This is a genomic window from Citrobacter freundii ATCC 8090 = MTCC 1658 = NBRC 12681 (genome assembly GCF_011064845.1).
In the GTDB taxonomy this organism is placed as follows: Bacteria; Pseudomonadota; Gammaproteobacteria; order Enterobacterales; family Enterobacteriaceae; genus Citrobacter; species Citrobacter freundii.
The window spans coordinates 2,082,270-2,104,705 of sequence record NZ_CP049015.1 but is presented as its reverse complement, the minus strand read 5'-3'; the positions used below and the strand labels follow the sequence as shown (position 1 = coordinate 2,104,705).

The window sequence follows — 22,436 nt, the reverse complement described above, 5'->3', positions numbered from 1 at the left end:
TGTCATTCCGCTTTACCGTCTGAACCAAACAATTTGATTTTCTCCAGCGCGCGCGCTTTTACGGCTTTACGTACTTCACGTTCAACGTGCAGGAACGGCTGGTCCTGGTTCTCCTGCACCGCCACCATTGCGGCCTGGCACAGTTCGGTGTGAATATTGATTTTCGAAATGCCTAATGAAATGGCTTTTTTGATATCCGCGTCGCTAATGCCGGACGCGCCGTGCAGCACCAGCGGAACGGATACCGCCTGACGCACTCGTTTAACCACGTCAAAGTTCAGTTTCGGTTCGGAGGTGTAGACGCCGTGCTGGTTACCAATCGCTACCGCCAGCGAGTCACAGCCGGTACGCTCGACAAACTCAGCCGCCTGGCTTGGGTCAGTGTAGTGATAACCCGCCAGCGCCTCTTCGTAGACCGTTTCATTACCCACATGGCCCAGCTCTGCTTCGACCGGAATACCCAGCGGGTGGAAGAAATCGACCGCCTCTTTGGTCAGGCGAATATTCTCCTCGAAATCAAAAGCGGAAGCATCACGCATCAGTGAATTCATGCCGTGGGCCCATGCGTTATGGATTATCTCCATGCTGCGTCCGTGATCCCAGTGGGTAATAACCGGCACCGAGGCTTTTTTCGCCATAGAAACCATCATATGCGAAAAATCTTCAAACGAGGTATTACCCACAAAGCCGGTACCGAAGGAGATAATTACCGGCGATTTAGATTCTTCCGCCGCATCAATCACTCCCATTAACATTTCCGCATTCCACACGTTAAAGTGGGCAATTGCATAATGTTTATTTTGAGCATCATTTTCCCAATATTTAATATCTGCCAGCATGGTTATTTCTCCCTTTTCAATAGATTAATAATTTACTTTAATAACGCCTTTGATAATTTCACATTTGTTATTAACGGATTCATCAAACGCGCGCTGAACATCTTCATAATCGTAAATATGCGTCACCATCGACTTCACATCAAAACGCCCTGAGGAGATGGCTTCAATCGTGACCGGGTAGCGGTTGGCATAACGGAAAACGGTCTGAATAGACACTTCACGGTTAATTTTGAGGAAATTAATCGCTGAATCACCAGGTACAGTACCCACGATCATGATTTTCCCGCCGCGCATTACCAGATATGGAGCCTGCTTAACAGTGATCGCTGAACCTGCGGTTTCAAAAACAATATCGGCCCCCATATCTCCGGAGAACTGCTGGCAGCGGACAACGGTGTCCTCTTTCGCCCCGTTGATCACGGTCGTCGCGCCAAGTTGCTCGGCCATGGTCAGACGCTTTTCCAGGACATCAACCACCGCAATGTCGGTAGCACCCAAACATTTACAGGCTTGCAGGGTCATTAAACCAATACAGCCCGCCCCCAGAATGACGATTTTCTTGCCCGGTTTAACGTCCGCCAGCATTGCGGCATGCATCCCTACCGCCGCGGGCTCTACCAGCGCGCCTTCCATGGTGTCCATATTATCGGGCAACTTGTAAGTGAAGCTCTCCGGATGGCACAGATAGTGGGTTAGCGCGCCGCGATAATTAGGTTGCGTGGCCATAAAGTCAACATCAGGGCAGATGTTGTATTTCCCTTCCAGACAGTAGCGGCAGTGACCGCACGGCACGCCCGGTTCGATATTCACCTGGTCGCCGGGTTTAAATTTAGTCACACGGTTCCCTACTGCCACCACCGTACCGGCGCATTCATGCCCCAGACCAATTTCCTGATTGGGATCTTTCGGCGGAATAAAAGGACCTGATTCAAAACCATGAACATCTGATCCACAAATTCCAACGTATTCCACTTTAATCAGCACTTCGTGCTCTTTTGGCACCGGGATATCGGCGGCAATAATTTTCATCGTGCCCGGCGTTTTTAATATCGCTTTTGAATTTTTCATTTTATTTCCCATCAATATTATTTGCTGGTAACTGCATCAATACCGAGACTTTCGACAGAGACGCCTTTGGTTTCAATTCCGATGGTAGCAATGGCGACAGCGACAATAATGGAGACCGCACCCAGCAGTACAAATACACCCGTCACTCCATAACCATTAAGCAATACCGCGACCGCATAAGGCGCAGCGATACCACTGATACGTCCTACCGCATTCGCCAGACCAGAACCGCGGAGTTTCGCTTCGGTTGGCCATATTTCCGGAACATAGACTGCCGAGGCGTAGCAAACGTACATATAGACAAAAGTAATCAGGAAGAAACCAATTAGCGTAATCAGCAGCATGCTGGTTTGCAGTGAATAGATATATCCCAGCACGGCAATTAACACTAATAACCCCACACCCATGGTCTTTCTCGGAATTTTATCCATTACCAGCATGGCGATAAAAATCCCAAACGGCGCGCCGAACATACTCATGGTATTTAAGACAATGGAGTCTTTCAGATTAATGCCCTGTGTCATAAATATTGTCGGTAGCCAATTAATTAAGGTGTACTGGACGACGTTCATGGCAATCAGAACAAAGGAACCCAAAATAACCCGCTTCAGTAACACCCCTGTTAATAATGCGGAGTACGGAACAGAACACGGTTGTTTGCCATCATCATCTATTACGACTGGTGGCAGCGGCTTACCGGTCTGTCGAATGACACCTTCCTCAATTGCCCGCATCACCTTTTCGGCTTCCTGGTAGCGCCCGCGAGACTCCAGCCAGCGAGGCGACTCAGGGAAACTGCGCCAGGCAATAACCGTTGCTATGAGCGACAGCACCGCAGGAATCAACAACTGTACACGCCAGTTCCATTCCGCGCTGATAAGTGGCGTCAGCCCCATCGCAATCAGCGAACAGAGTGGATAAGACCAGTTGCCGATAAACGAGACCCGACTCGACCATGTACCACGATTTCTGCCAGGCATATATTCGGTAAACCCGGCAAATAAGGTCACTAACAGCGCGCCTAATCCAACTCCCATTACAAAACGGCAGGCGATCAGAAAGGTCATATTGGGTGAAAACGCACCCACGATCATAGAAATAATATGAATCGCTTCATATAGAATAAATGCGTTTTTACGCCCGATTTTATCGCCAATAATTCCCCCACCGAGCGCGCCGAGAAACATTCCAGCCGTCGTAATGGCAGAGAACGTGGCGGTGGTGGAATTATCAGTCCAGCCAAGTTCTTTTAACTGCGCGAGAATTAATCCGCCGACGGCATTACTCCAGCAAACCAGTAATCCGAAGGCAACCATCGCAAACATTGACGTATGCCAGCGACAGTCAGGTAGCCTGTCCAGTCTGGCGCCGCAGTGCGGTTTTGCTATTTGTTCCATGCGATAACGTCCTTTTAATAAACATGTTATTCATCAAAGTCGTAAGTCATGATGACTTTAATCGCGGTTTTATTGACCATGGCGTCAAATCCTTCGCGCCATTGCGACAGGCCGATACGGTGAGTGATCATCGGTTTGACCTTGATCGCTCCGCTGGCCAGCAGGCGTATGGCGTTGCGCCAGGATGTAGAATCGTAGGCCATATGGCCAATGATGCTTTTGTTCCACGCGGTGATGTCGTTGATGGAGAAATCGAGAGGTTTAAAGCCCATGCCGACGCGAACGACTTCACCATTCGGGCGCAGCATTTCGATCGATTGTTTCAGAGCTATATTGGCACCAGAGCATTCAATGACTAGCCCCAGATTGTCTTTACCGCAGATTTCCTGGCAGCGTGCAACCACATCTTCGGTCGAACCGTTAACGACAGCTGTCGCCCCCAGCTCTTTGGCGATCGGGAAGCGTACGGCAACGTCCTCTTCCAGCCCGACCATTACGATATTTACGGCCCCCATGATGCGCGCCATTTGCACGGAAAAGAGCCCTAATGGGCCGGTGCCGAAAACCACGACGTCCTGGCCGGGAAGGAATTTGGATTGCTGAGCAATAGATTTGTAGGCGTTACAGATAGGATCCAGCACCGCCGCTTCTTCATAATCAACGCCTTGTGGGATTTCCCACAGCGCATGGCGGTGAATTTTGAGGATTTCCCCCGGCACCAGGCAATATTTAGAGAACCCTCCGCCCCATGTGTTGTTGTCGAGACCTAAGTTCACTTTTTCTGTACAACACAGAAAATCGCCTTGTTCGCAGGCCGGGCAAACACCGCATACATGTCCACTATTGTCAGAAACCACCCGCTGACCGACTTTCCAGTCCTTAACTTTGTCGCCAACGCGGACAATTTTACCGGCGAACTCATGGCCGCGGATGGAGTTAAATTGATCAGATCCGCTATCAACATTGTAGTGTTTCATGTCCGCGCCGCAGATAGCCGCCGCTTTGATTTCAATCACGATGTCATCCGGGCCACAAACTGGTTCCGGTACATCAATCATCTTATAGCCGCCAAAGGCCTTGCCAAATCTTGCCAGTGCTTTCATTGAATTTTCCTTTGTGTTCAGTTTTGCATCAGTGACAATCATACTTATCCATATAATTTTTGAGGTCAACATCAAATCTTTAAAACACAGATTATTATCTGCATTTCACAACCAAGATCACAAATAAATGCAAAGATGAATTGAAAACCAAGTGAACCTGGCAGCCGCTTCGCTAAAATGGCGTGAACCCCTTCGCATTTTTCCTGTTATGAAACTGTTAACCTGCGGATGCTTTTTTTTTCGCCACGCCATTTCCGTGGCGTGTTTACTTGTTTAAATGTCAAAGAGGAACACCGATGAAACTATTGCCTTTGTTGGCAGCATTACCCCTGCTCTGCGCCAGCGTTGTTTCCGCCAGTTCACTGATGTCAGTTGGCTACTTTAATGGCGGTGGCGACGTCACTGCCGGTCCTGGCGGCGACATCAATAAACTGGATGTTCGCCAGATAACCCATCTCAACTATTCGTTTGGCCTTGTCTACAACAACGAAAAAGACGAGACCAATGACGCCTTAAAAGACGCCAGCAAACTGCATCAAATTTGGCTTTCACAGAAAGTGCAGGATGATTTGCTGAAAATCCCACAGCTGCGTAAACAAAATCCAAACCTGAAAGTGTTACTTTCCGTCGGCGGCTGGGGAGCGCGTGGATTCTCTGGTGCGGCGGCAACGAAGGATACGCGCGCAGTGTTTATTCAGTCTGCGCAAGAGATAATTGCGAAATATGGTCTGGATGGCATCGATCTCGACTGGGAATATCCGGTTAACGGCGCCTGGGGACTGGTCGAAAGCCAACCGGCTGACCGCGCTAACTTTACCGCGCTGCTAACAGAACTGCGGGCCGCATTGGGGCATAAAAAGCTGCTGACCATCGCCGTGGGCGCAAATGCAGAAAGTCCGAAAAGCTGGGTAGATGTAAAAGCCATTGCACCATCGCTCGACTACATCAACCTGATGACCTATGACATGGCTTACGGCACCCAGTATTTTAACTCGAACCTGTATGATTCGACGCAATGGCCGACGGTCGCCGCGGCGGATAAGTACAGCGCCGATTTTGTGGTCAGTAACTATCTCGCAGCCGGTCTGAAACCGAGCCAAATGAATCTGGGCATTGGCTTTTATGGACGCGTACCAAAACGCGCCGTTGAGCCAGGTATTGACTGGAGCAAACCTGACGCGCAGAAAAACCCGGCTACCCAGCCCTATTTCGAGTCAGCTCAAATTGAGTTGTTCAAATCACTGGGCGTCGACCTGAGCAAAGATACCTACGTGAAGTACAACGATATCGTGGCGAAGTTGATCAACGATCCGCAAAAACGCTTTAGCCAACATTGGGATGATGAAGCGAAAGTGCCGTGGCTGTCGGTGCAGTCTGCAGATGGAAAAACACTCTTTGCCCTCTCCTATGAAAATCCGCGTTCGGTGGCGATCAAAGCCGACTACATCAAAAGCAAAGGGTTGGGAGGCGCCATGTTCTGGGAGTACGGCGCAGATGACAATAATCAGTTGGCGAAGCAGTTAGCCGATTCGTTAGGCATCAAACACTGATCCCAACGCCTGACACAATAGGTTATGATTAGCACATTCTGCTGCGCCAGCTTTTGGCGCAGCTCTTCATTTTCTACTGGAGGCATGAGCTTTATGGCTTTTATCCCTAAAAATTACGCCCGTCTGGAAGTCGGTTACCGGGAAAAGGCGCTTAAACTCTTTCCCTGGGTCTGTGGACGCTGTTCCCGTGAGTTCGTGTATTCAAATTTGCGCGAGTTGACGGTACACCATATCGATCACGATCACTCGAATAACCCAGAAGATGGTAGCAACTGGGAAATGTTGTGCCTGTACTGCCACGATCACGAGCATTCCAAATATACGGAAGCGGACCAGTATGGTTCAACGGTGGTTGCAGGAGAAGATGCGCAAAAGGCCGTAGGCGAAGCGAAATACAACCCGTTCGCCGATCTGAAAGCGATGATGAATAAGAAATAACATCAACTGCAGGCCCGACATCGATGTCTGCCGGGCCTGGGTAATCAGGATTTAAACGTCGCAATCGGTTCGGGCGTAATACCAAACTCAACCTTCAACTGCTGCTTGCTCTTCATCACCATCTCACCGTTGGTATCAATCGTCATATGCTGCGCGTCAATATTGTTACGCGCCTGCCATAACATCACCAACTGTAAGCTATTCTCTTTTTGTTCTGCTGTTAGCGCTACCCCATCCGGCCATTTTCCGAGCTCAACGGCAGTCGATAAGCGCTGATAAACTTCCGGCGTCATACTGTTGATCATCTCATCAAGATTCATGTTAAATCCACTCTCCGTAGAATAATTTGCTGAATCGTTTCTTCAACCCTTGGTTTGCTCACCGTTTTCACTATCGGTGAAGTTCAAAGACGCTGAGTTAACGCAGTACCGTTCACCGGTAGGTTTCGGACCATCCGGGAAGACGTGTCCCAGGTGCGCATCACAGTTTCCGCAGCGGATTTCTATGCGCTGCATGCCGTGTGACGTATCTTTTATGTAATGGATAGCCTCATCGCTGACAGGCTCGTAAAAGCTGGGCCAGCCGCAGCCAGAGTCATATTTTGTCTCGGAACGAAATAGCGGTTTATCGCAGATCAGACAGTGGTAGATGCCGTCACGCTTGTTATGCAGCAAACGCCCGGTAAATGGCGGTTCTGTCCCGTGATTCTGCGTCACGTAGAACTGCATTTCGGTTAAATTTTTTTTCAGTTCTTCTGGAGAAGGTTGATTAGCCATTTGCTCACATCTCGCTTTATCTAAACTCACATCGCGAGACAGATTCTAACAAAACATTAACACCGGAGTGCGAACTTTTGTTCTAAACTTGATCCTTGCGAAATGGCAGCCTGCAATTCGTGATCAGAATCACGTTTTTATCTTGATTGCCCTTTAAAATTCGGGCCGCCGACCCCATGTGGTTTCAAGCCCAAAGGAAGAGTGAGGCGAGTCAGTTGCGCAAAGCTTAGGCAGCAGATTGATTTGTCGCAATGATTGACACGATTCCGCTTGACGCTGCGTAAGGTTTTTGTAATTTTACAGGCAACCTTTTATTCACTAACAAATAGCTGGTGGAATATATGACTATCAAAGTAGGTATCAACGGTTTTGGCCGTATCGGTCGCATTGTTTTCCGTGCTGCTCAAGAACGCTCTGACATCGAGATCGTTGCAATCAACGACCTGTTAGACGCTGACTACATGGCTTACATGCTGAAATATGACTCCACTCACGGCCGTTTCAACGGTACCGTTGAAGTGAAAGACGGTCATCTGATCGTAAACGGTAAAAAAATCCGTGTTACCGCTGAACGTGATCCGGCTAACCTGAAATGGGACGAAGTTGGTGTTGACGTAGTAGCTGAAGCTACTGGCCTGTTCCTGACAGATGAAACCGCTCGTAAGCACATCACTGCTGGCGCGAAAAAAGTGGTTCTGACTGGTCCGTCCAAAGATAACACTCCGATGTTTGTTAAAGGCGCTAACTTTGACAAATACGAAGGTCAGGACATCGTTTCTAACGCATCCTGCACCACTAACTGCCTGGCTCCGCTGGCTAAAGTTATCAACGACAACTTCGGCATCATCGAAGGTCTGATGACTACTGTTCACGCGACCACCGCTACTCAGAAAACCGTTGATGGCCCGTCTCACAAAGACTGGCGCGGCGGCCGCGGCGCATCCCAGAACATCATCCCGTCCTCTACCGGTGCTGCTAAAGCTGTAGGTAAAGTACTGCCAGAACTGAACGGCAAACTGACTGGTATGGCGTTCCGCGTTCCTACCCCGAACGTATCCGTTGTTGACCTGACCGTTCGTCTGGAAAAAGCTGCTTCTTACGAAGAAATTAAGAAAGCAATCAAAGCTGCTTCCGAAGGCCCGATGAAAGGCGTTCTGGGTTACACCGAAGACGACGTAGTATCTACCGATTTCAACGGTGAAGTTTGCACTTCCGTGTTCGATGCTAAAGCTGGTATCGCACTGAACGACAACTTCGTGAAACTGGTATCCTGGTACGACAACGAAACCGGCTACTCTAACAAAGTTCTGGACCTGATTGCTCACATCTCCAAATAAGTTGAGATGAGTATCTGATCCAAAAAGGCGACTTCGGTCGCCTTTTTTTATGACCAAAATATTCACATACCAAGGATTGCATCATGATTAACAAAATTTTCGCTCTCCCGGTCATTGAACAGCTTACCCCTGTCCTCTCCCGCCGTCAGCTTGATGAGCTTGAGGTTCTTGTTGTCGATCACCCCCAGGTTAAAGCGTCTTTCGCGCTACAGGGCGCACATCTTCTTTCCTGGAAACCAAACGGCGAAGAGGAAGTCCTGTGGTTAAGCAACAATACCCCGTTTAAAACCGGCGTAGCGCTGCGTGGCGGCGTACCCATTTGCTGGCCGTGGTTTGGTCCGGCTGCTCAGCAGGGCCTGCCTTCGCATGGTTTTGCCCGTAACTTGCCATGGACGCTGAAAGCGCACAACGAAGACGACAATGGCGTGGTGTTGACGTTTGAACTGCAGAGCAATGCCGAAACGCATCAGCTTTGGCCGCACGAGTTTTGCCTGCTGGCCCGTTTCAAAGTGGGAGCCACCTGTGAGATGGAGCTGGAAGCTCACGGTGAGTTTGAAACCACCTCGGCACTGCATACCTATTTCAACGTTGGTGACATTGCGGCAGTGAAAGTTAGTGGTCTCGGCGATCGCCTGATCGATAAAGTGAATGATGCTAAAGAAGATGTGCTGGCTGATGGTATCCAGACCTTCCCGGACCGCACCGATCGTGTCTATCTGAATCCGGAAGCGTGCAGCGTGATTCATGATGATGCGTTGAATCGCAATATCGACGTTGTCCACCACCACCACCTGAATGTCGTGGGCTGGAACCCTGGCCCAGCGCTGTCCGTCAGTATGGGCGACATGCCGGATGATGGCTACAAAACGTTTGTTTGTGTAGAAACGGCTTACGCGACCGCTCCGCAGAAAACCACCGAAGAAAAACCATCTCGCCTCGCGCAGACTATTCGTGTTGCTAAACGCTAAGACAACTCTGCACAACATGCCGGATGCGGCTAACGCCTTATCCGGCATGCAAACCACACGCAGCCGTTGGCCTGATAAGCTGCGTGAGCATCGTCATTTGGCAAATCAGGCCATATCCAGCGCTGTTTTACCTTTTGGCGCCGGATACGCCTTATCTAACTGCTTCAGCTCATCTACAGAGAGCGTTATCTGCAGCGCGGCGGCATTTTGTTCGACATGCGCTACGCTTGCGGCTTTCGGAATTGCTATTACACCCGACTGACGAATCACCCACGCCAGCAAAATCTGCGCAGCACTAACATTGTGCACGCGCGCAATGTCATTCACCACGGAATTAGAAAGCAAATCGCCACGCAGGCGTCCCGCCTGGGCCAGCGGACTGTATGCAATAACCGGCATCTGCTGCTGCTGGCACCACGGCAGTAAATCATATTCAATACCGCGCGAGGCTAAATGATAAAGCACCTGGTTAGTCGCACACTCCCGTCCACCGGGTACCTGCCATAACGCCTGCATATCATCATAATCGAGATTTGAGACGCCCCAACGGCGGATTTTCCCTTGCGCAATCAGTGTTTCCATGGCATCGACGGTCTCTGCAAATGAAAAATCGCCCATCCAGTGCAGCAAATAGAGATCCAGATAATCAGTTTTCAGTCGACGCAGGCTGGCTTCGCAGGCGGCAATGGCTTTCTCTCCACCGGCATTCCATGGGTAAACTTTCGAGACTAAAAAAGCGCTATCACGCCGTCCCGTTAATGCTTCACCCACCACCTCTTCCGCTGCACCATCAGCGTACATTTCTGCGGTATCAATCAATCGCAGGCCGAGATCCAGTCCGGCCTGCAGCGCAGACACTTCATCCCGGCGTCGGCTTGGATCCTCGCCCATGTACCATGTTCCCTGCCCAATAGCAGGAAGCGATACCTGGTTTGTAAACGTCACCTGTTTCGCTGTCATCGCACCCTCCTGTGTTAATGCACCACAGTAAAGCAAAACAACGTGCATGTGTCCTGTTAGGGTGCACAAATTGCACCATCATGATCTGGGGGTTGTCTTAAATTTAATGACGTAAAAAAGCCCGCAGAGATGCGGGCTAGTGTTTGACACCGAGTAGTATCAGAACTTGTAGGTCACACCCACCGAGAAGATGCCAGACCAGGACTTATCGACCATCGGGCTGTCTTTAACTTCATCACTCAAACGCACATAACGGCCAGTGCCGTACACGTTCCAGTTGCCAAGGAAGTTATAGCTCGCGGTCAACTCCAGGTACGGATCCCATCCATCGTCAGCGTTGTAGCTATTCAGACCACTGCGGCGAGACTCGTGATTGGACACACCATAATAGTAGTCGTTGTAGTTTTCGCTGCTGTACTGCACACCGATACCCGGCGTCAGGGTCAGACCACCATTGGTGTAACGGTAGAGCCAGGCCAGATCCCAGATAAAGCCGTTGCTGTTATCCAGGGTATCACCCGCCAGTGCGGTACGCAGGAAACCATACTGGGTGTTATGTACATATGATAGACCAGCCATCAAGCTGCTTTTACGCTTGTCGAGTTGGCGTAAAGCATGGCTATCGCTATCACCCGGCTTGAAATGCGTCGGATCATAGTACGCCATGATGGAAAGCTTATCTGCCGTATCATTCCACAAATAGTAACCGCCACCCAAGCCGCGGAACCACACATTATCGCCTTCATAGGTGACAACCGGAACAGGGTAAACATCGCGGTCATACTGTTTGTACGGGCTGTTAATCACACCAACACCCGCGCCAACAGTCCACTGACTTTCCGCCTGTGCGGTGCTAACTGCGGTTGCGGCAAGGACGCCAAGTGCCAGAAGTTTGAGTTTGGTCACAATCCATAATTCCTTATTCAAATGTGTAGCGGTCAAAGTGTAACCGCCAATACGCTTCAGCCCAACTATTTTACGTATTCACCCCAGAATGTAACCCCCTAATTTCTCAGCGAGTGATGACATTTTGCTTGCAGCACGGTGAACACCGCATGAATCCCGCTCCAATTCTTTACATAAGATGTGCTTTTTTTGCTGATGAGTTATTGATATGCCATTGAAATTCATTTGCGCACACAGGCAAGTTTTGCAAATGCCATCTACGCTTAATTTTAGAAGGTGTATCACCGAATACGTTGATCTCCTGACCACTAAAATGGCATGAGAGTTGCTTATTTCTTCAGCAGCGACGTCGTTCAGTTTACCTCTTCAGGGGCCTCTACTATTCATATGAACGGCTCTTAACATGTGCTAAAAAACGAAAGGACGGCATACCATGAATATATTCGATCACTATCGCCAGCGTTATGAAGCTGCCAAGGACGAAGAGTTCACGCTGCAGGAGTTTCTTACCACTTGTCGGCAAGATCGCAGTGCTTATGCCAACGCGGCAGAGCGGCTATTAATGGCTATTGGTGAGCCTGTCATGGTTGACACTGCCCATGAACCTCGACTTTCTCGACTCTTTTCGAATCGGGTAATTGCACGCTATCCCGCTTTTGAAGAGTTTTACGGCATGGAAGACGCCATTGAGCAGATTGTTTCTTATTTGAAGCATGCGGCTCAAGGTCTGGAAGAGAAGAAGCAGATTCTGTATCTGCTGGGGCCTGTGGGAGGGGGGAAATCATCTCTTGCTGAGCGGCTGAAGTCGCTGATGCAACGAGTACCGATTTATGTCCTGAGCGCCAATGGCGAACGTAGCCCGGTCAACGATCATCCGTTATGCCTGTTTAATCCGCAGGAAGACGCGCAGATCCTGGAAAAAGAGTATGGGATCCCGCGTCGTTATCTCGGTACGATCATGTCGCCGTGGGCTGCTAAACGTCTGCATGATTTTGGCGGGGACATTACAAAATTCCGCGTCGTCAAAGTCTGGCCGTCTATTCTGGAGCAGATCGCTATCGCTAAAACGGAGCCTGGTGATGAAAACAACCAGGATATTTCTGCGCTGGTCGGGAAAGTGGATATTCGTAAACTCGAACACCACGCCCAGAACGATCCTGATGCCTACGGTTATTCGGGCGCACTGTGCCGCTCAAACCAGGGGATTATGGAGTTCGTTGAGATGTTTAAAGCACCGATTAAAGTGCTGCATCCTCTGCTGACCGCCACCCAGGAAGGAAACTACAACGGGACAGAAGGTATCTCCGCCCTGCCGTTTAACGGGATTATTCTTGCCCACTCGAACGAGTCTGAATGGGTAACGTTCCGTAATAACAAAAACAATGAGGCGTTCCTTGACCGTGTTTACATCGTCAAAGTGCCTTATTGCCTGCGGATCTCTGAAGAGATCAAAATTTACGAAAAACTGCTTAACCACAGTGAGCTGACCCATGCGCCTTGCGCACCGGGCACGTTGGAAACGCTCTCTCGCTTTACCATTCTTTCTCGCCTGAAAGAACCTGAGAACTCGAGCATTTACTCGAAGATGCGCGTTTACGATGGCGAAAGCCTGAAAGATACCGATCCAAAAGCGAAATCCTATCAGGAGTATCGTGATTACGCCGGGGTTGATGAGGGAATGAACGGTCTGTCCACGCGTTTCGCGTTTAAGATCCTCTCTCGCGTATTTAACTTTGACCATGCTGAAGTGGCAGCTAACCCGGTTCATCTGTTCTACGTACTGGAGCAGCAAATCGAGCGTGAACAGTTCCCGCAGGAGCAAGCTGAGCGTTATCTTGAGTTCCTGAAAGGCTATCTGATCCCGAAATATGCTGAATTCATCGGCAAGGAGATCCAGACAGCTTATCTCGAATCCTATTCCGAATACGGACAGAACATTTTCGACCGTTATGTCACTTATGCGGATTTCTGGATTCAGGATCAGGAGTATCGCGATCCAGATACCGGGCAGCTGTTTGATCGCGAGTCACTGAACTCAGAACTGGAGAAAATTGAGAAGCCGGCGGGTATCAGTAACCCGAAAGATTTCCGTAACGAGATCGTCAACTTTGTTCTGCGTGCCAGAGCGAATAACAGCGGTCGCAATCCAAACTGGACCAGTTACGAAAAACTACGCACGGTTATTGAGAAGAAAATGTTCTCCAATACCGAGGAGCTGCTGCCGGTCATTTCGTTCAATGCTAAAACCTCGACTGACGAGCAGAAAAAACACGACGATTTTGTCGACCGTATGATGGAAAAAGGCTACACGCGTAAACAAGTGCGTTTACTGTGCGAATGGTATTTGCGCGTACGTAAATCGTCTTAACATAAGTGCCCGGTGGCGCATGCGCTTACCGGGCTTGCAAAACAATGTTCCGTAGGCCGGATAGCGACAGCGCCATCCGGCACTTACAGACATGGCGAACAGTTGGCAGTACGGGGGGCTTATGACCTGGTTTATTGACCGGCGTCTTAACGGCAAAAACAAGAGCACGGTAAACCGCCAGCGCTTCTTACGCCGTTATAAATCGCAAATTAAACAGTCGATCTCCGAGGCCATTAACAAGCGTTCGGTGACTGATGTGGATAGCGGCGAATCTGTCTCTATTCCGACTGATGATATTAGCGAACCAATGTTTCATCAGGGACGTGGTGGCCTGCGCCATCGCGTACATCCGGGTAACGACCATTTTGTGCAGAATGACCGCATTGAACGCCCACAAGGCGGCGGTGGCGGCTCAGGAAGTGGACAAGGCCAGGCCAGCCAGGATGGTGAGGGTCAGGATGAGTTCGTCTTTCAGATCTCTAAAGATGAATATCTTGATCTGTTGTTCGAAGATTTAGCACTTCCTAACCTGAAGCAGAATCAGCAGCGTCAGTTAACGGAGTATAAAACACACCGGGCAGGTTTTACCTCTAACGGTGTGCCTGCCAACATTAGCGTGGTGCGATCCCTGCAAAACTCACTGGCGCGCCGTACGGCGATGACAGCGGGTAAGCGTCGCGAACTGCATGCTCTCGAAGCGGATCTGGAAACCATCGCGAAAAGCGAACCAGCGCAGTTGCTGGAAGAGGAACGGTTACGCAAAGAGATTGCCGAACTGCGGGCAAAAATCGAACGCGTGCCATTTATCGACACCTTTGATTTACGCTACAAAAATTATGAAAAACGCCCCGACCCTTCCAGCCAGGCGGTGATGTTCTGCCTGATGGACGTCTCTGGTTCGATGGATCAGTCGACCAAAGATATGGCTAAACGTTTTTATATCCTGCTGTATCTGTTCTTAAGCCGGACCTATAAGAACGTGGAGGTGGTTTATATTCGCCACCATACCCAGGCGAAAGAAGTGGATGAACATGAGTTCTTCTACTCTCAGGAAACCGGGGGAACCATTGTCTCCAGTGCGCTGAAGTTAATGGATGAAGTGGTGAAAGATCGCTACAACCCTGCCCAGTGGAACATCTATGCTGCACAGGCATCGGACGGTGATAACTGGGCAGATGATTCACCGCTGTGTCATGAGATTTTGGCGAAAAAGCTACTGCCAGTGGTACGCTATTACAGCTATATCGAAATCACTCGCCGCGCCCACCAAACCTTATGGCGTGAATACGAACATCTGCAATCAACCTTTGATAACTTTGCGATGCAGCATATCCGCGACCAGGATGATATTTACCCGGTATTTCGCGAACTGTTTCATAAGCAAAGTACGACCAGTAACAATTAATCTAAACAAATCAGTCAGCGCGTAGATGTGCTGACTGATTTTATAAATAGTGCCCCATCCTGTTTTTATTTTCCCTTAACAGAGCAGCAGGCAATGTAGTTTAGCTGATGACGTTGCGAACGGAAGAAGCGAAACATTTTCAGGAACCGACGACGATTTTCGCTCGTGCGTAAGCCGTTAAACACAATTTTAACTGCCCCTGTAAGCCCTTCATCACGAATTAATCCGCGCGGTGACATCAGCGACATGTTGCCATTCTGCTGCAAGACCTGTTCGAACCCGGAGTTAAGAAACAAATCACGCCAGCCTTGTCTGGTCATTGGGCTAACGTTTGATTTCACCACATCGACAAGCTGGCCCTGTTCGCCCGCGCCCAGTTTTTGGGCGGTGAACATAATATCGTGGGTGAGCAGGCGCCCACCGGGCTTCAACACGCGATAATATTCGGCTATTAACTTCGCCTTCGCTTTATCGGCATACATTGTCAGCATGGCTTCGTTAATCACAACATCGAAACTGTTATCCGCAAAAGGCAGGGTACTGGCATTCGCAGCCATCACATGAATGTGATTTTCCAGCCCATTTGCTGCCACATTATTTCTGGCATTAGACAGCGCGGTTTTATCCATATCGATAGCGTAGACCGTACAACCAAAGCGTTGAACTAACTCTATCGCCGTCGTGGCCATGTTGCACGCCACTTCAAGCACCTGGCTGCCGGGCGTCAGCTGTGATTGGCTAAACAACCATTCTGTTGCTTCAACGCCGCCCGGACGCAGACGTGTTTTGCCCAGGCTGGCTAAAAATGTATGACCCGCTTTTTCAGTCGCGCTCATTGGCCTGTCTCCTTTTATAAGCTGCATTATAAATACAACATTAAGAGTTAAAGGTGAAGCGCGCGAATGATTTTTATTACAAAATGTCCTTGCCCGTAGCGTTAGAGCGGATGTATGCCGTGTGATAGACTGAACTATCAGACTTACAGGGCTGTAAATCATTATGAAATTGCATCATAAAGCGCTCAGGCTCTTTATCTCCGTCAGCGTAATTGTTTTGACGTCTTCTTTTTTGGTTTATGAGCTCATTGCCAGCGATAAAGCAATGAATGCGTACATGCGCTATATCAATGAGAAAGCCGACTCATCGTTTCTCTATGATAAGTACACAAATCAAAGCATCGCAGCCCATCTGATGCGCACATTTTCGTCCCCCCATGAGCCAGCCTCTCTCGAACAGCAAAAAGCACTTTGCACCGCTTTCGACAGCGTTAACGGCGCTCATGGGCTCAACCTTACTAAGCACAACTATCTGCCATTGCACGGTACGTTGCAGACCACCTCAACAAAATGTAGTGAACAGCTTGATGACATTTTTCTGCTGCCTTCTTTTGACCGGGCGGTCAATGTTAATCGTCAGCAGAAAGATTACGGTCAGGGATTAGGGACGTTAGAGTATAAATTTCGATATTACGTCGATCTCAAAAATAACTACGTCTATTTCTATGATTTGATCGACTCGCGGAAATTTGCGATACACAACTGGTCGTTTTTGCAAAAAGGTACGCTGGGAATCGACCAGAATGATATTGATGGTATTTTCACCGGCCGCACGGTGATTTCCAGTATTTATGAAGATAACCTGACCGAGAAAAAAGTGATGAGCTTTTTAACACCGGTCTACTACACCGGTAAGTTAAAAGGTGTGGTGATGGTAGATATTAATAAAGAGAATTTACAGAATATTTTCTATACCAGCGACCGCCCTCTCGTCTGGCGCTATCTTAACGTAACGGTCTCGGATACCAGCTCCGGTAAAGAGATTCTCGTTCATAAAAGTGAAACCGATCTGTTCCGCTATGTTGACTATGAGAAGGACATACCCGGTGGTATACGCATCACACTCTCACTCGATGTTATGTATTTTATTGTCTCGTCCTGGAAGATATTTGCATTCTATTTACTGGCAACGATATTACTGCTGAATATGGTCAGAACGCATTTTCGGTTGTATCACAACGTCACGCGGGAAAATGTCAGTGATGCGATGACCGGGCTATACAACCGTAAAATTTTAACGCCGGCGCTTGAGCAGCGTTTGCAACAGTTGGTGAACACGGGAACGCTCGTCACCTTTATCGCCATCGACTGCGATAAACTGAAAGTCATCAATGACACGTTAGGGCATAAAGAAGGCGATCGGATTATCACCCATCTGGCCAAAGCCATTCAAAGCTCTATTCGCAAAAGCGACTACGCCATCCGCCTCGGCGGCGATGAGTTTTGTATTATCCTCATCGACCACCCCAGTGATTTAACGCCCCGCCTGCTGGAGAGAATTCGCTATAACTTACAAATTATTGCGCATGATATATCCATCAGCTTCTCTGCCGGGGTTTACAATATGCAGCCGAACGACACTATTGATGATGCTTACAAAGCATCTGATGCACAGCTCTATCTGAACAAACAGAAAAAACACGCCGGTGCGTGATTATTTTTCTGCAGGATTTTCATTGTTGTACCAGGAGTAAGTCATGACGGAAGTGAACAAAGGTAACGCAACGCATCAGCGTTTAATCTCGCTGTTGTCAGAGCAAGGCGCAACGTACCGCGTGGTAAGCCATGAAGCCGTCGGCAAATGTGAGGCAGTTTCTGAAATTCGTGGTACCGCACTGGGCCAGGGAGCAAAAGCGCTGGTCTGCAAAGTAAAAGGCAACGGCGTCAATCAGCATGTTCTGGCGATCCTCTCTGCCGATCAGCAGGCCGACCTGAGCCTGTTAGCCAGCCATATTGGTGGGTTGAGAGCGTCTCTTGCCAGCCCGGCGGAGGTAGATGAACTGACTGGCTGCGTATTTGGCGCTATCCCACCGTTCAGTTTTCATCCTAATCTAAAGCTGGTCGCTGATCCGCTACTGTTTGAGCGTTTTCATGAAATTGCGTTTAATGCCGGGTTGCTGGAAAAATCCGTGATCATGGATACCGCAGATTACCTGCGTATCGCGCAACCTGAATTAATCCCTTTCCGCCGCGAACAATAATGGTCTGCGTTAGCAGTAAAAAACGTCGCATCGTGCGTTAGCCCAAAAAAAATCATAATCATTAAAAAAAGCCTGTTCCGTCACGCATTTACGCGTACAGTAAGCAGGCTTATTTTTTCTTTTGGCAAGGAAACTACGATGTTTGATGTCACTCTGCTGATCCTCCTCGGACTGGCAGCTCTGGGCTTTGTCAGCCACAACACCACTGTCGCTGTTTCAATTCTGGTGCTGATCATTGTCCGTGTTACCCCTCTGAATACTTTCTTCCCCTGGATTGAAAAACAGGGCCTGACCGTCGGGATTATCATTCTGACCATTGGCGTCATGGCACCGATCGCCAGCGGAACGCTACCGCCCTCCACGCTCATCCACTCCTTTGTAAACTGGAAATCACTGGTCGCTATTGCCGTCGGGGTATTTGTCTCATGGCTCGGCGGACGCGGCGTTACGCTCATGGGCAGTCAGCCCCAGCTTGTTGCCGGATTACTGGTGGGCACGGTACTGGGCGTGGCGCTGTTTCGCGGTGTGCCGGTGGGGCCGCTTATTGCGGCAGGCCTGGTCTCGTTGATTGTTGGGAAGCAGTAGCCAGCCCGTTCAGATAACGGCCTGGCGTCTGCCCCAGGCCTTTTTTGAACATAGTGATAAATGCCGTGGTCGAATCGTACCCGAGCATTTGCGCGACCTGTTGTACATTGCGGCCATCGATCAACGCCTGCAGCGCCAGAATCAGCTGGAGCTGGTGACGCCAACGGCGAAAACTCAACCCCGTTTCTTTGACGACCAGACGAGCAAGGTTACGTTCACTCATCGCAAATACGCTGGCCCATTGTCCCAACGTCTGCCATTGTGCTGGCTCTTTCGCCATCGTTGCGACCATTCTGCGAATTTTCGGGTGATCGGAAACCGGTAACTGCATCTGCTCCTGTGGTTGCTGCGGGAGTTCATCAAACAACACTTGCGTCAGCCGCTGGGTTGCCGGCTCCAGTCGCTGAGCATCCGATTTGGACGCCAGCGCCAGAATGAGTTCCCGACATAACGGGGCGATTTTCAGCGTGCAGCAACGTTCAGGCATCACGACAGCCTGCGGCTCAATAAACAGAAAACACAATTGCGCGCCTACGGTAACGTGGTTGCTGTGTGGAATTTCGCCAGGGATCCACACAGCATATTGCGGAGGCACCATCCACATAGCATTTTCAACTTCACAGGTGATCGCACCATGCAGCGCCAGGATCAACTGTCCCTTACGATGCTGATGCAGCGGACTGAAAAGTTCATCTTCCCGAGCCTGAATACAAAATGCGACCGCCGCATCGTGGTGCAAATCGGGCTCATATCCATCCAGTCTCAGCCCCAACATAAGAATGTCCTATTTTAGCGATAATCTGTCATTTTAGCTTGATTCATCCATAGTGTAAAAACGCTAAAGTATCGCCTCGCCTGACGATATGAGAAAAAAATGATTACTACACCTTCCTCCCGTGGCAAAAATGCAGCGTTGCTGATCGCGGGGATCCTGATGATTGCCACCACACTGCGCGTCACCTTTACCGGCGCAGCCCCGTTGCTGGATGCCATTCGCGCCGACTACGGTTTGAGTACCGCCCAGACTGGACTTCTGACTACCCTGCCGCTGCTGGCCTTCGCGCTGGTATCACCCCTGGCTGCCGCCGTTGCGCGCCGCTGGGGCATCGAACGTAGCCTGTTTGCCGCGATGCTGTTGATTTGCGTAGGTATTGCGATTCGTTCGCTGCCTTCCTCAGGGTTCCTGTTTAGCGGTACCGCCATCATTGGTTGCGGAATCGCGTTGGGAAATGTGCTGTTACCCGGATTGATTAAGCGAGATTTTTCCCAGCATGTGGCGAAACTCACTGGCGCATACTCGCTGACCATGGGCGCGGCGGCGGCACTAGGCTCGGCAATTGTGGTTCCATTGGCACTAAATGGATTTGGCTGGCGCGGTGCGTTGATGGTGCTGATGGCCTTCCCGCTGCTGGCGCTGATTATCTGGTTGCCCCAATGCCGCCAGACTGCTCATGCCAGCCTGAGTAACTCGCGCGCCTTGCATTCCCGCGCGATCTGGCGCTCTGGCCTAGCCTGGCAAGTGACGCTGTTTCTGGGGATCAACTCCCTTGTCTATTACGTCATCATCGGCTGGCTACCCGCCATTTTAATTAGCCATGGCTACAGTGAATCTCAGGCCGGTTCGTTGCATGGTTTACTGCAGCTGGCGACTGCCGCGCCGGGAATATTGATCCCTCTCGTCCTGAACAGATTTAAGGATCAGCGCGCCATCGCCGCTCTGGTTTCGTTAATGTGCGCCGTCGGCGCGGCGGGATTCGCCATAATGCCCGACCAGGCATTGCTATGGACCATCCTGTTTGGCTTTGGCTCAGGCGCGACGATGATCCTTGGCTTAACCTTTATTGGCCTGCGCGCAAGCTCAGCGCATCAGGCTGCCGCTCTCTCCGGCATGGCACAGTCTGTCGGATATTTACTGGCCGCCTGTGGGCCACCGCTGATGGGGAAAATTCACGACCTCAACGGTAGTTGGCTGATTCCATTAACGGGTGTCGCCGTGTTAGCGATGCTGATGGCGGTGTTTGGTTTGTGCGCGGGGCGCAATCGGGAGATCGCGAGCGCATAATGCAGAGGGCAGGTTCGCGGACAACCTGCCCAATATTTATCCGCGCGCGGCGCGCAGCATCGCCTGAACCAGAGGTACGGGTTTTCCCGCCAGCGCTCCGCGTTCATGCTGAAAGAGCGTGCCGACATAAAATGGATGTGTCACCAGCTCAATGGCACGAATATCACCAGCCTCATCCCAACCGGTCACACGGAGATCGCCACGCTCCAGCTCAGCGGCAAAATCTTCCGATACGCCGTAGTTGCAGTGATATCCCTCCGAGATAACATCCCGTCCGTAGGCTTTGGCAATCAGCGTATTGGCCCGAAGCTCAATATCATCCGTTTTTTCTACCAGCGAGCAGGTCAACGGTGCTATCACCATCCGACCCGTGGTGTCCGTCTCCGCGTGGGCGGCGTCGATCCAGCCCAGCACGTTGCGGGCATACTCCAGAATGGCATGTTGAAAGCCGCCACAGGTACCCAGGAATGGGATGCTGTTTTCACGCGCATAGCTTATCGCGATCAGCGCCCCTTCCAGGTGGCGATAAGGACTGCCTGGAACGACCCAAATGGCATCATAACCTACCAGGTCCTCACTGCTGCTGATATCAGATGTGGTTAGCCAGTCATAATCAGCCACTAATTCCAGGACGGCAGCGGCATCATCAATGGCAAGAGGAATAGCCTGATGCGCCACAATATCGGGGTTGTAATCGCCCACCAGCGCAATGCGAAGCGTATCTTTAATCGGGGAAATTTCCATTAAACTTTCCTTATGTCCAGACAATGAGGGACACTATAAGGAGCCTCAGCCTACCGATTTTTTGTTGGTATCACAATCCCTTAAATTGGGAGTCAGGGCTGGCGGAATGCTATAATGGTCACGTTTTACGATCTTATTTAACCGTAATAGCGATAGCTTAATGGAGCGGATGAAGAGATGAATATTCAGTGCAAACGTGTGTATGACCCGGCAGAAAAAAGCGATGGTTACCGCGTGTTGGTCGACCGGTTATGGCCTCGCGGGGTGAAAAAGAGCGATCTTATTTTCAACGAATGGAATAAAGCACTTACCCCGTCATCTGATTTACGTAAGGCATTCCACGCAGAGTTGATTGATTTCTCGCATTTTTCTGAGCAATATCGCGCTGAACTGGCTCAACAGCAGCAAGAAGGAAAGCGCCTCGCAGAGATTGCCCGACAGCAAACCTTAACGCTACTGTATGCGGCGAAAAATACCCAGCAAAACCACGCGCTGGTGCTCGCTGAGTGGCTACGTCAATGCTGACCGCGTATCACTTGCCCGCTGTCGGATGATCTCTACGCCAGAGCGCCCATTCATCAATCACTTCCCCTCCGGGTAGTTTGCAGTCTGACCTTACGCCTTGCGGAGTCTGCACCGCAACCAGCGTACCGCCCTTTTGTTCGCAATACACCGATGCCGGATTCGCCATGCCGATTTTTGGTGGTTTAGGGGCATCAGGCTGCGTTGTACACCCCGCCAGCACCAGCAAGCCGGGCAAAATAATAGACGCTAGTTTCATCTCTACTCCTGTTTAAAAGCATTATTCCGGCAGGTTACCCCGACTTCCCTTCTATCTCCATGTTTTACGTTCTAATTTCAATTTTATGATTACATTTCAGCCAGAAACACGT

The 22,436-nt window shown here is 50.1% G+C and carries 22 protein-coding genes and 1 pseudogene; 11 read left to right on the top strand and 12 right to left on the bottom strand.

Annotated features, from left to right (window positions below):
- Positions 1-2: 2 nt before the first annotated feature.
- From G4551_RS10105 to G4551_RS10090, 4 genes are read right to left on the bottom strand one after another with little or no spacing between them, the layout of a single operon-like run.
- A complete protein-coding gene (locus G4551_RS10105) occupies positions 3-839 on the bottom strand; it encodes a ketose-bisphosphate aldolase (protein ID WP_003840876.1) in 837 nt (278 codons plus the stop codon).
- 24 nt (positions 840-863) lie between these two features.
- Entirely contained in the window at positions 864-1,907 is a 1,044-nt protein-coding gene (locus G4551_RS10100; protein WP_003840875.1) for an NAD(P)-dependent alcohol dehydrogenase, read from the bottom strand.
- A gap of 17 nt (positions 1,908-1,924) precedes the next feature.
- Entirely contained in the window at positions 1,925-3,304 is a 1,380-nt protein-coding gene (locus tag G4551_RS10095; protein ID WP_003840874.1) for an MFS transporter, read from the bottom strand.
- 26 nt (positions 3,305-3,330) lie between these two features.
- A complete protein-coding gene (locus G4551_RS10090; protein ID WP_003030686.1) occupies positions 3,331-4,407 on the bottom strand; it encodes a zinc-binding dehydrogenase in 1,077 nt (358 codons plus the stop codon).
- A 296-nt stretch (positions 4,408-4,703) separates the two neighbouring features.
- On the opposite strand from G4551_RS10090, the gene chiD reads away from it, so the two are divergent.
- Positions 4,704-5,957, top strand: a complete 1,254-nt coding sequence (gene chiD, locus G4551_RS10085; protein ID WP_003840873.1) for a chitinase ChiD — start codon at positions 4,704-4,706, stop codon at positions 5,955-5,957.
- A 93-nt stretch (positions 5,958-6,050) separates the two neighbouring features.
- A complete protein-coding gene (yajD, locus tag G4551_RS10080) occupies positions 6,051-6,395 on the top strand; it encodes an HNH nuclease YajD (RefSeq protein ID WP_003832478.1) in 345 nt (114 codons plus the stop codon).
- A 44-nt stretch (positions 6,396-6,439) separates the two neighbouring features.
- Here the strand turns inward: yajD and G4551_RS10075 are convergent, their stop codons facing one another.
- On the bottom strand, positions 6,440-6,715 hold the full coding sequence (locus G4551_RS10075; protein WP_003030693.1) for a YeaC family protein: 276 nt from the start codon (positions 6,713-6,715) through the stop codon (positions 6,440-6,442).
- 42 nt (positions 6,716-6,757) lie between these two features.
- Positions 6,758-7,171, bottom strand: a complete 414-nt coding sequence (msrB, locus tag G4551_RS10070) for a peptide-methionine (R)-S-oxide reductase MsrB (RefSeq protein ID WP_003030695.1) — start codon at positions 7,169-7,171, stop codon at positions 6,758-6,760.
- 341 nt (positions 7,172-7,512) lie between these two features.
- On the opposite strand from msrB, the gene gapA reads away from it, so the two are divergent.
- Both gapA and G4551_RS10060 read left to right on the top strand, forming a co-directional pair.
- The gene (gene gapA, locus G4551_RS10065; protein ID WP_003030697.1) at positions 7,513-8,508 is read left to right on the top strand and encodes a glyceraldehyde-3-phosphate dehydrogenase; all 996 of its coding nucleotides are present in this window, start codon (positions 7,513-7,515) and stop codon (positions 8,506-8,508) included.
- Positions 8,509-8,591: 83 nt separating this feature from the next.
- Positions 8,592-9,476, top strand: coding sequence for a D-hexose-6-phosphate mutarotase (locus G4551_RS10060; protein ID WP_003840872.1), 885 nt, complete (start codon positions 8,592-8,594; stop codon positions 9,474-9,476).
- Between the two features lie 105 nt (positions 9,477-9,581).
- Here the strand turns inward: G4551_RS10060 and G4551_RS10055 are convergent, their stop codons facing one another.
- The gene (locus G4551_RS10055; protein WP_003840871.1) at positions 9,582-10,436 is read right to left on the bottom strand and encodes an aldo/keto reductase; all 855 of its coding nucleotides are present in this window, start codon (positions 10,434-10,436) and stop codon (positions 9,582-9,584) included.
- Between the two features lie 159 nt (positions 10,437-10,595).
- Positions 10,596-11,342, bottom strand: a complete 747-nt coding sequence (locus tag G4551_RS10050) for a MipA/OmpV family protein (RefSeq protein ID WP_003030706.1) — start codon at positions 11,340-11,342, stop codon at positions 10,596-10,598.
- A gap of 433 nt (positions 11,343-11,775) precedes the next feature.
- Here G4551_RS10050 and yeaG point away from each other — a divergent pair, with 433 nt between their 5' ends.
- Positions 11,776-13,710, top strand: a complete 1,935-nt coding sequence (yeaG, locus tag G4551_RS10045) for a protein kinase YeaG (RefSeq protein WP_003030707.1) — start codon at positions 11,776-11,778, stop codon at positions 13,708-13,710.
- Positions 13,711-13,831: 121 nt separating this feature from the next.
- The gene (locus G4551_RS10040; protein WP_003030708.1) at positions 13,832-15,115 is read left to right on the top strand and encodes a YeaH/YhbH family protein; all 1,284 of its coding nucleotides are present in this window, start codon (positions 13,832-13,834) and stop codon (positions 15,113-15,115) included.
- Between the two features lie 65 nt (positions 15,116-15,180).
- On the opposite strand, the gene G4551_RS10035 is transcribed toward G4551_RS10040, so the two are convergent.
- On the bottom strand, positions 15,181-15,951 hold the full coding sequence (locus G4551_RS10035; protein WP_003840870.1) for a class I SAM-dependent methyltransferase: 771 nt from the start codon (positions 15,949-15,951) through the stop codon (positions 15,181-15,183).
- Between the two features lie 163 nt (positions 15,952-16,114).
- Between G4551_RS10035 and dgcJ the strand changes: the two genes are divergently transcribed.
- From dgcJ to G4551_RS10020, 3 genes are all read left to right on the top strand, one after another.
- Positions 16,115-17,605 (top strand): diguanylate cyclase DgcJ, encoded by a 1,491-nt coding sequence (gene dgcJ / locus G4551_RS10030; protein WP_003840869.1) that lies wholly within the window; start codon positions 16,115-16,117, stop codon positions 17,603-17,605.
- A 43-nt stretch (positions 17,606-17,648) separates the two neighbouring features.
- Positions 17,649-18,152 (top strand): YbaK/prolyl-tRNA synthetase associated domain-containing protein, encoded by a 504-nt coding sequence (locus tag G4551_RS10025; protein ID WP_003840868.1) that lies wholly within the window; start codon positions 17,649-17,651, stop codon positions 18,150-18,152.
- Positions 18,153-18,290: 138 nt separating this feature from the next.
- On the top strand, positions 18,291-18,737 hold the full coding sequence (locus G4551_RS10020; RefSeq protein WP_003832453.1) for a DUF441 domain-containing protein: 447 nt from the start codon (positions 18,291-18,293) through the stop codon (positions 18,735-18,737).
- Here the strand turns inward: G4551_RS10020 and G4551_RS10015 are convergent.
- Positions 18,720-19,512: pseudogene (locus tag G4551_RS10015) on the bottom strand (AraC family transcriptional regulator); the annotation flags it as partial. The gene G4551_RS10020 and the pseudogene G4551_RS10015 overlap by 18 nt on opposite strands.
- 99 nt (positions 19,513-19,611) lie before the next feature.
- Here G4551_RS10015 and G4551_RS10010 point away from each other — a divergent pair.
- Positions 19,612-20,799, top strand: a complete 1,188-nt coding sequence (locus G4551_RS10010; protein WP_003030718.1) for a CynX/NimT family MFS transporter — start codon at positions 19,612-19,614, stop codon at positions 20,797-20,799.
- Positions 20,800-20,835: 36 nt separating this feature from the next.
- Here G4551_RS10010 and G4551_RS10005 read toward each other — a convergent pair whose 3' ends face one another.
- Positions 20,836-21,543, bottom strand: a complete 708-nt coding sequence (locus G4551_RS10005) for a CTP synthase C-terminal region-related (seleno)protein (RefSeq protein ID WP_003840867.1) — start codon at positions 21,541-21,543, stop codon at positions 20,836-20,838.
- Between the two features lie 177 nt (positions 21,544-21,720).
- Here G4551_RS10005 and G4551_RS10000 point away from each other — a divergent pair, with 177 nt between their 5' ends.
- Entirely contained in the window at positions 21,721-22,068 is a 348-nt protein-coding gene (locus tag G4551_RS10000) for a DUF488 domain-containing protein (protein WP_003030722.1), read from the top strand.
- Between the two features lie 7 nt (positions 22,069-22,075).
- On the opposite strand, the gene G4551_RS09995 is transcribed toward G4551_RS10000, so the two are convergent.
- The gene (locus G4551_RS09995) at positions 22,076-22,324 is read right to left on the bottom strand and encodes a putative hemolysin (RefSeq protein ID WP_003840866.1); all 249 of its coding nucleotides are present in this window, start codon (positions 22,322-22,324) and stop codon (positions 22,076-22,078) included.
- Positions 22,325-22,436: the final 112 nt, after the last annotated feature.

What these genes read in the sequence shown, in the direction of transcription:
- G4551_RS10105 (WP_003840876.1), bottom strand. Translation starts at nt 839, where the DNA reads ATGCTGGCAGATATTAAATATTGGGAAAATGATGCTCAAAATAAACAT.
- G4551_RS10100 (WP_003840875.1), bottom strand. Translation starts at nt 1,907, where the DNA reads ATGAAAAATTCAAAAGCGATATTAAAAACGCCGGGCACGATGAAAATT.
- G4551_RS10095 (WP_003840874.1), bottom strand. Translation starts at nt 3,304, where the DNA reads ATGGAACAAATAGCAAAACCGCACTGCGGCGCCAGACTGGACAGGCTA.
- G4551_RS10090 (WP_003030686.1), bottom strand. Translation starts at nt 4,407, where the DNA reads ATGAAAGCACTGGCAAGATTTGGCAAGGCCTTTGGCGGCTATAAGATG.
- chiD (WP_003840873.1), top strand. Translation starts at nt 4,704, where the DNA reads ATGAAACTATTGCCTTTGTTGGCAGCATTACCCCTGCTCTGCGCCAGC.
- yajD (WP_003832478.1), top strand. Translation starts at nt 6,051, where the DNA reads ATGGCTTTTATCCCTAAAAATTACGCCCGTCTGGAAGTCGGTTACCGG.
- G4551_RS10075 (WP_003030693.1), bottom strand. Translation starts at nt 6,715, where the DNA reads ATGAATCTTGATGAGATGATCAACAGTATGACGCCGGAAGTTTATCAG.
- msrB (WP_003030695.1), bottom strand. Translation starts at nt 7,171, where the DNA reads ATGGCTAATCAACCTTCTCCAGAAGAACTGAAAAAAAATTTAACCGAA.
- gapA (WP_003030697.1), top strand. Translation starts at nt 7,513, where the DNA reads ATGACTATCAAAGTAGGTATCAACGGTTTTGGCCGTATCGGTCGCATT.
- G4551_RS10060 (WP_003840872.1), top strand. Translation starts at nt 8,592, where the DNA reads ATGATTAACAAAATTTTCGCTCTCCCGGTCATTGAACAGCTTACCCCT.
- G4551_RS10055 (WP_003840871.1), bottom strand. Translation starts at nt 10,436, where the DNA reads ATGACAGCGAAACAGGTGACGTTTACAAACCAGGTATCGCTTCCTGCT.
- yeaG (WP_003030707.1), top strand. Translation starts at nt 11,776, where the DNA reads ATGAATATATTCGATCACTATCGCCAGCGTTATGAAGCTGCCAAGGAC.
- G4551_RS10040 (WP_003030708.1), top strand. Translation starts at nt 13,832, where the DNA reads ATGACCTGGTTTATTGACCGGCGTCTTAACGGCAAAAACAAGAGCACG.
- G4551_RS10035 (WP_003840870.1), bottom strand. Translation starts at nt 15,951, where the DNA reads ATGAGCGCGACTGAAAAAGCGGGTCATACATTTTTAGCCAGCCTGGGC.
- dgcJ (WP_003840869.1), top strand. Translation starts at nt 16,115, where the DNA reads ATGAAATTGCATCATAAAGCGCTCAGGCTCTTTATCTCCGTCAGCGTA.
- G4551_RS10025 (WP_003840868.1), top strand. Translation starts at nt 17,649, where the DNA reads ATGACGGAAGTGAACAAAGGTAACGCAACGCATCAGCGTTTAATCTCG.
- G4551_RS10020 (WP_003832453.1), top strand. Translation starts at nt 18,291, where the DNA reads ATGTTTGATGTCACTCTGCTGATCCTCCTCGGACTGGCAGCTCTGGGC.
- G4551_RS10010 (WP_003030718.1), top strand. Translation starts at nt 19,612, where the DNA reads ATGATTACTACACCTTCCTCCCGTGGCAAAAATGCAGCGTTGCTGATC.
- G4551_RS10005 (WP_003840867.1), bottom strand. Translation starts at nt 21,543, where the DNA reads ATGGAAATTTCCCCGATTAAAGATACGCTTCGCATTGCGCTGGTGGGC.
- G4551_RS10000 (WP_003030722.1), top strand. Translation starts at nt 21,721, where the DNA reads ATGAATATTCAGTGCAAACGTGTGTATGACCCGGCAGAAAAAAGCGAT.
- G4551_RS09995 (WP_003840866.1), bottom strand. Translation starts at nt 22,324, where the DNA reads ATGAAACTAGCGTCTATTATTTTGCCCGGCTTGCTGGTGCTGGCGGGG.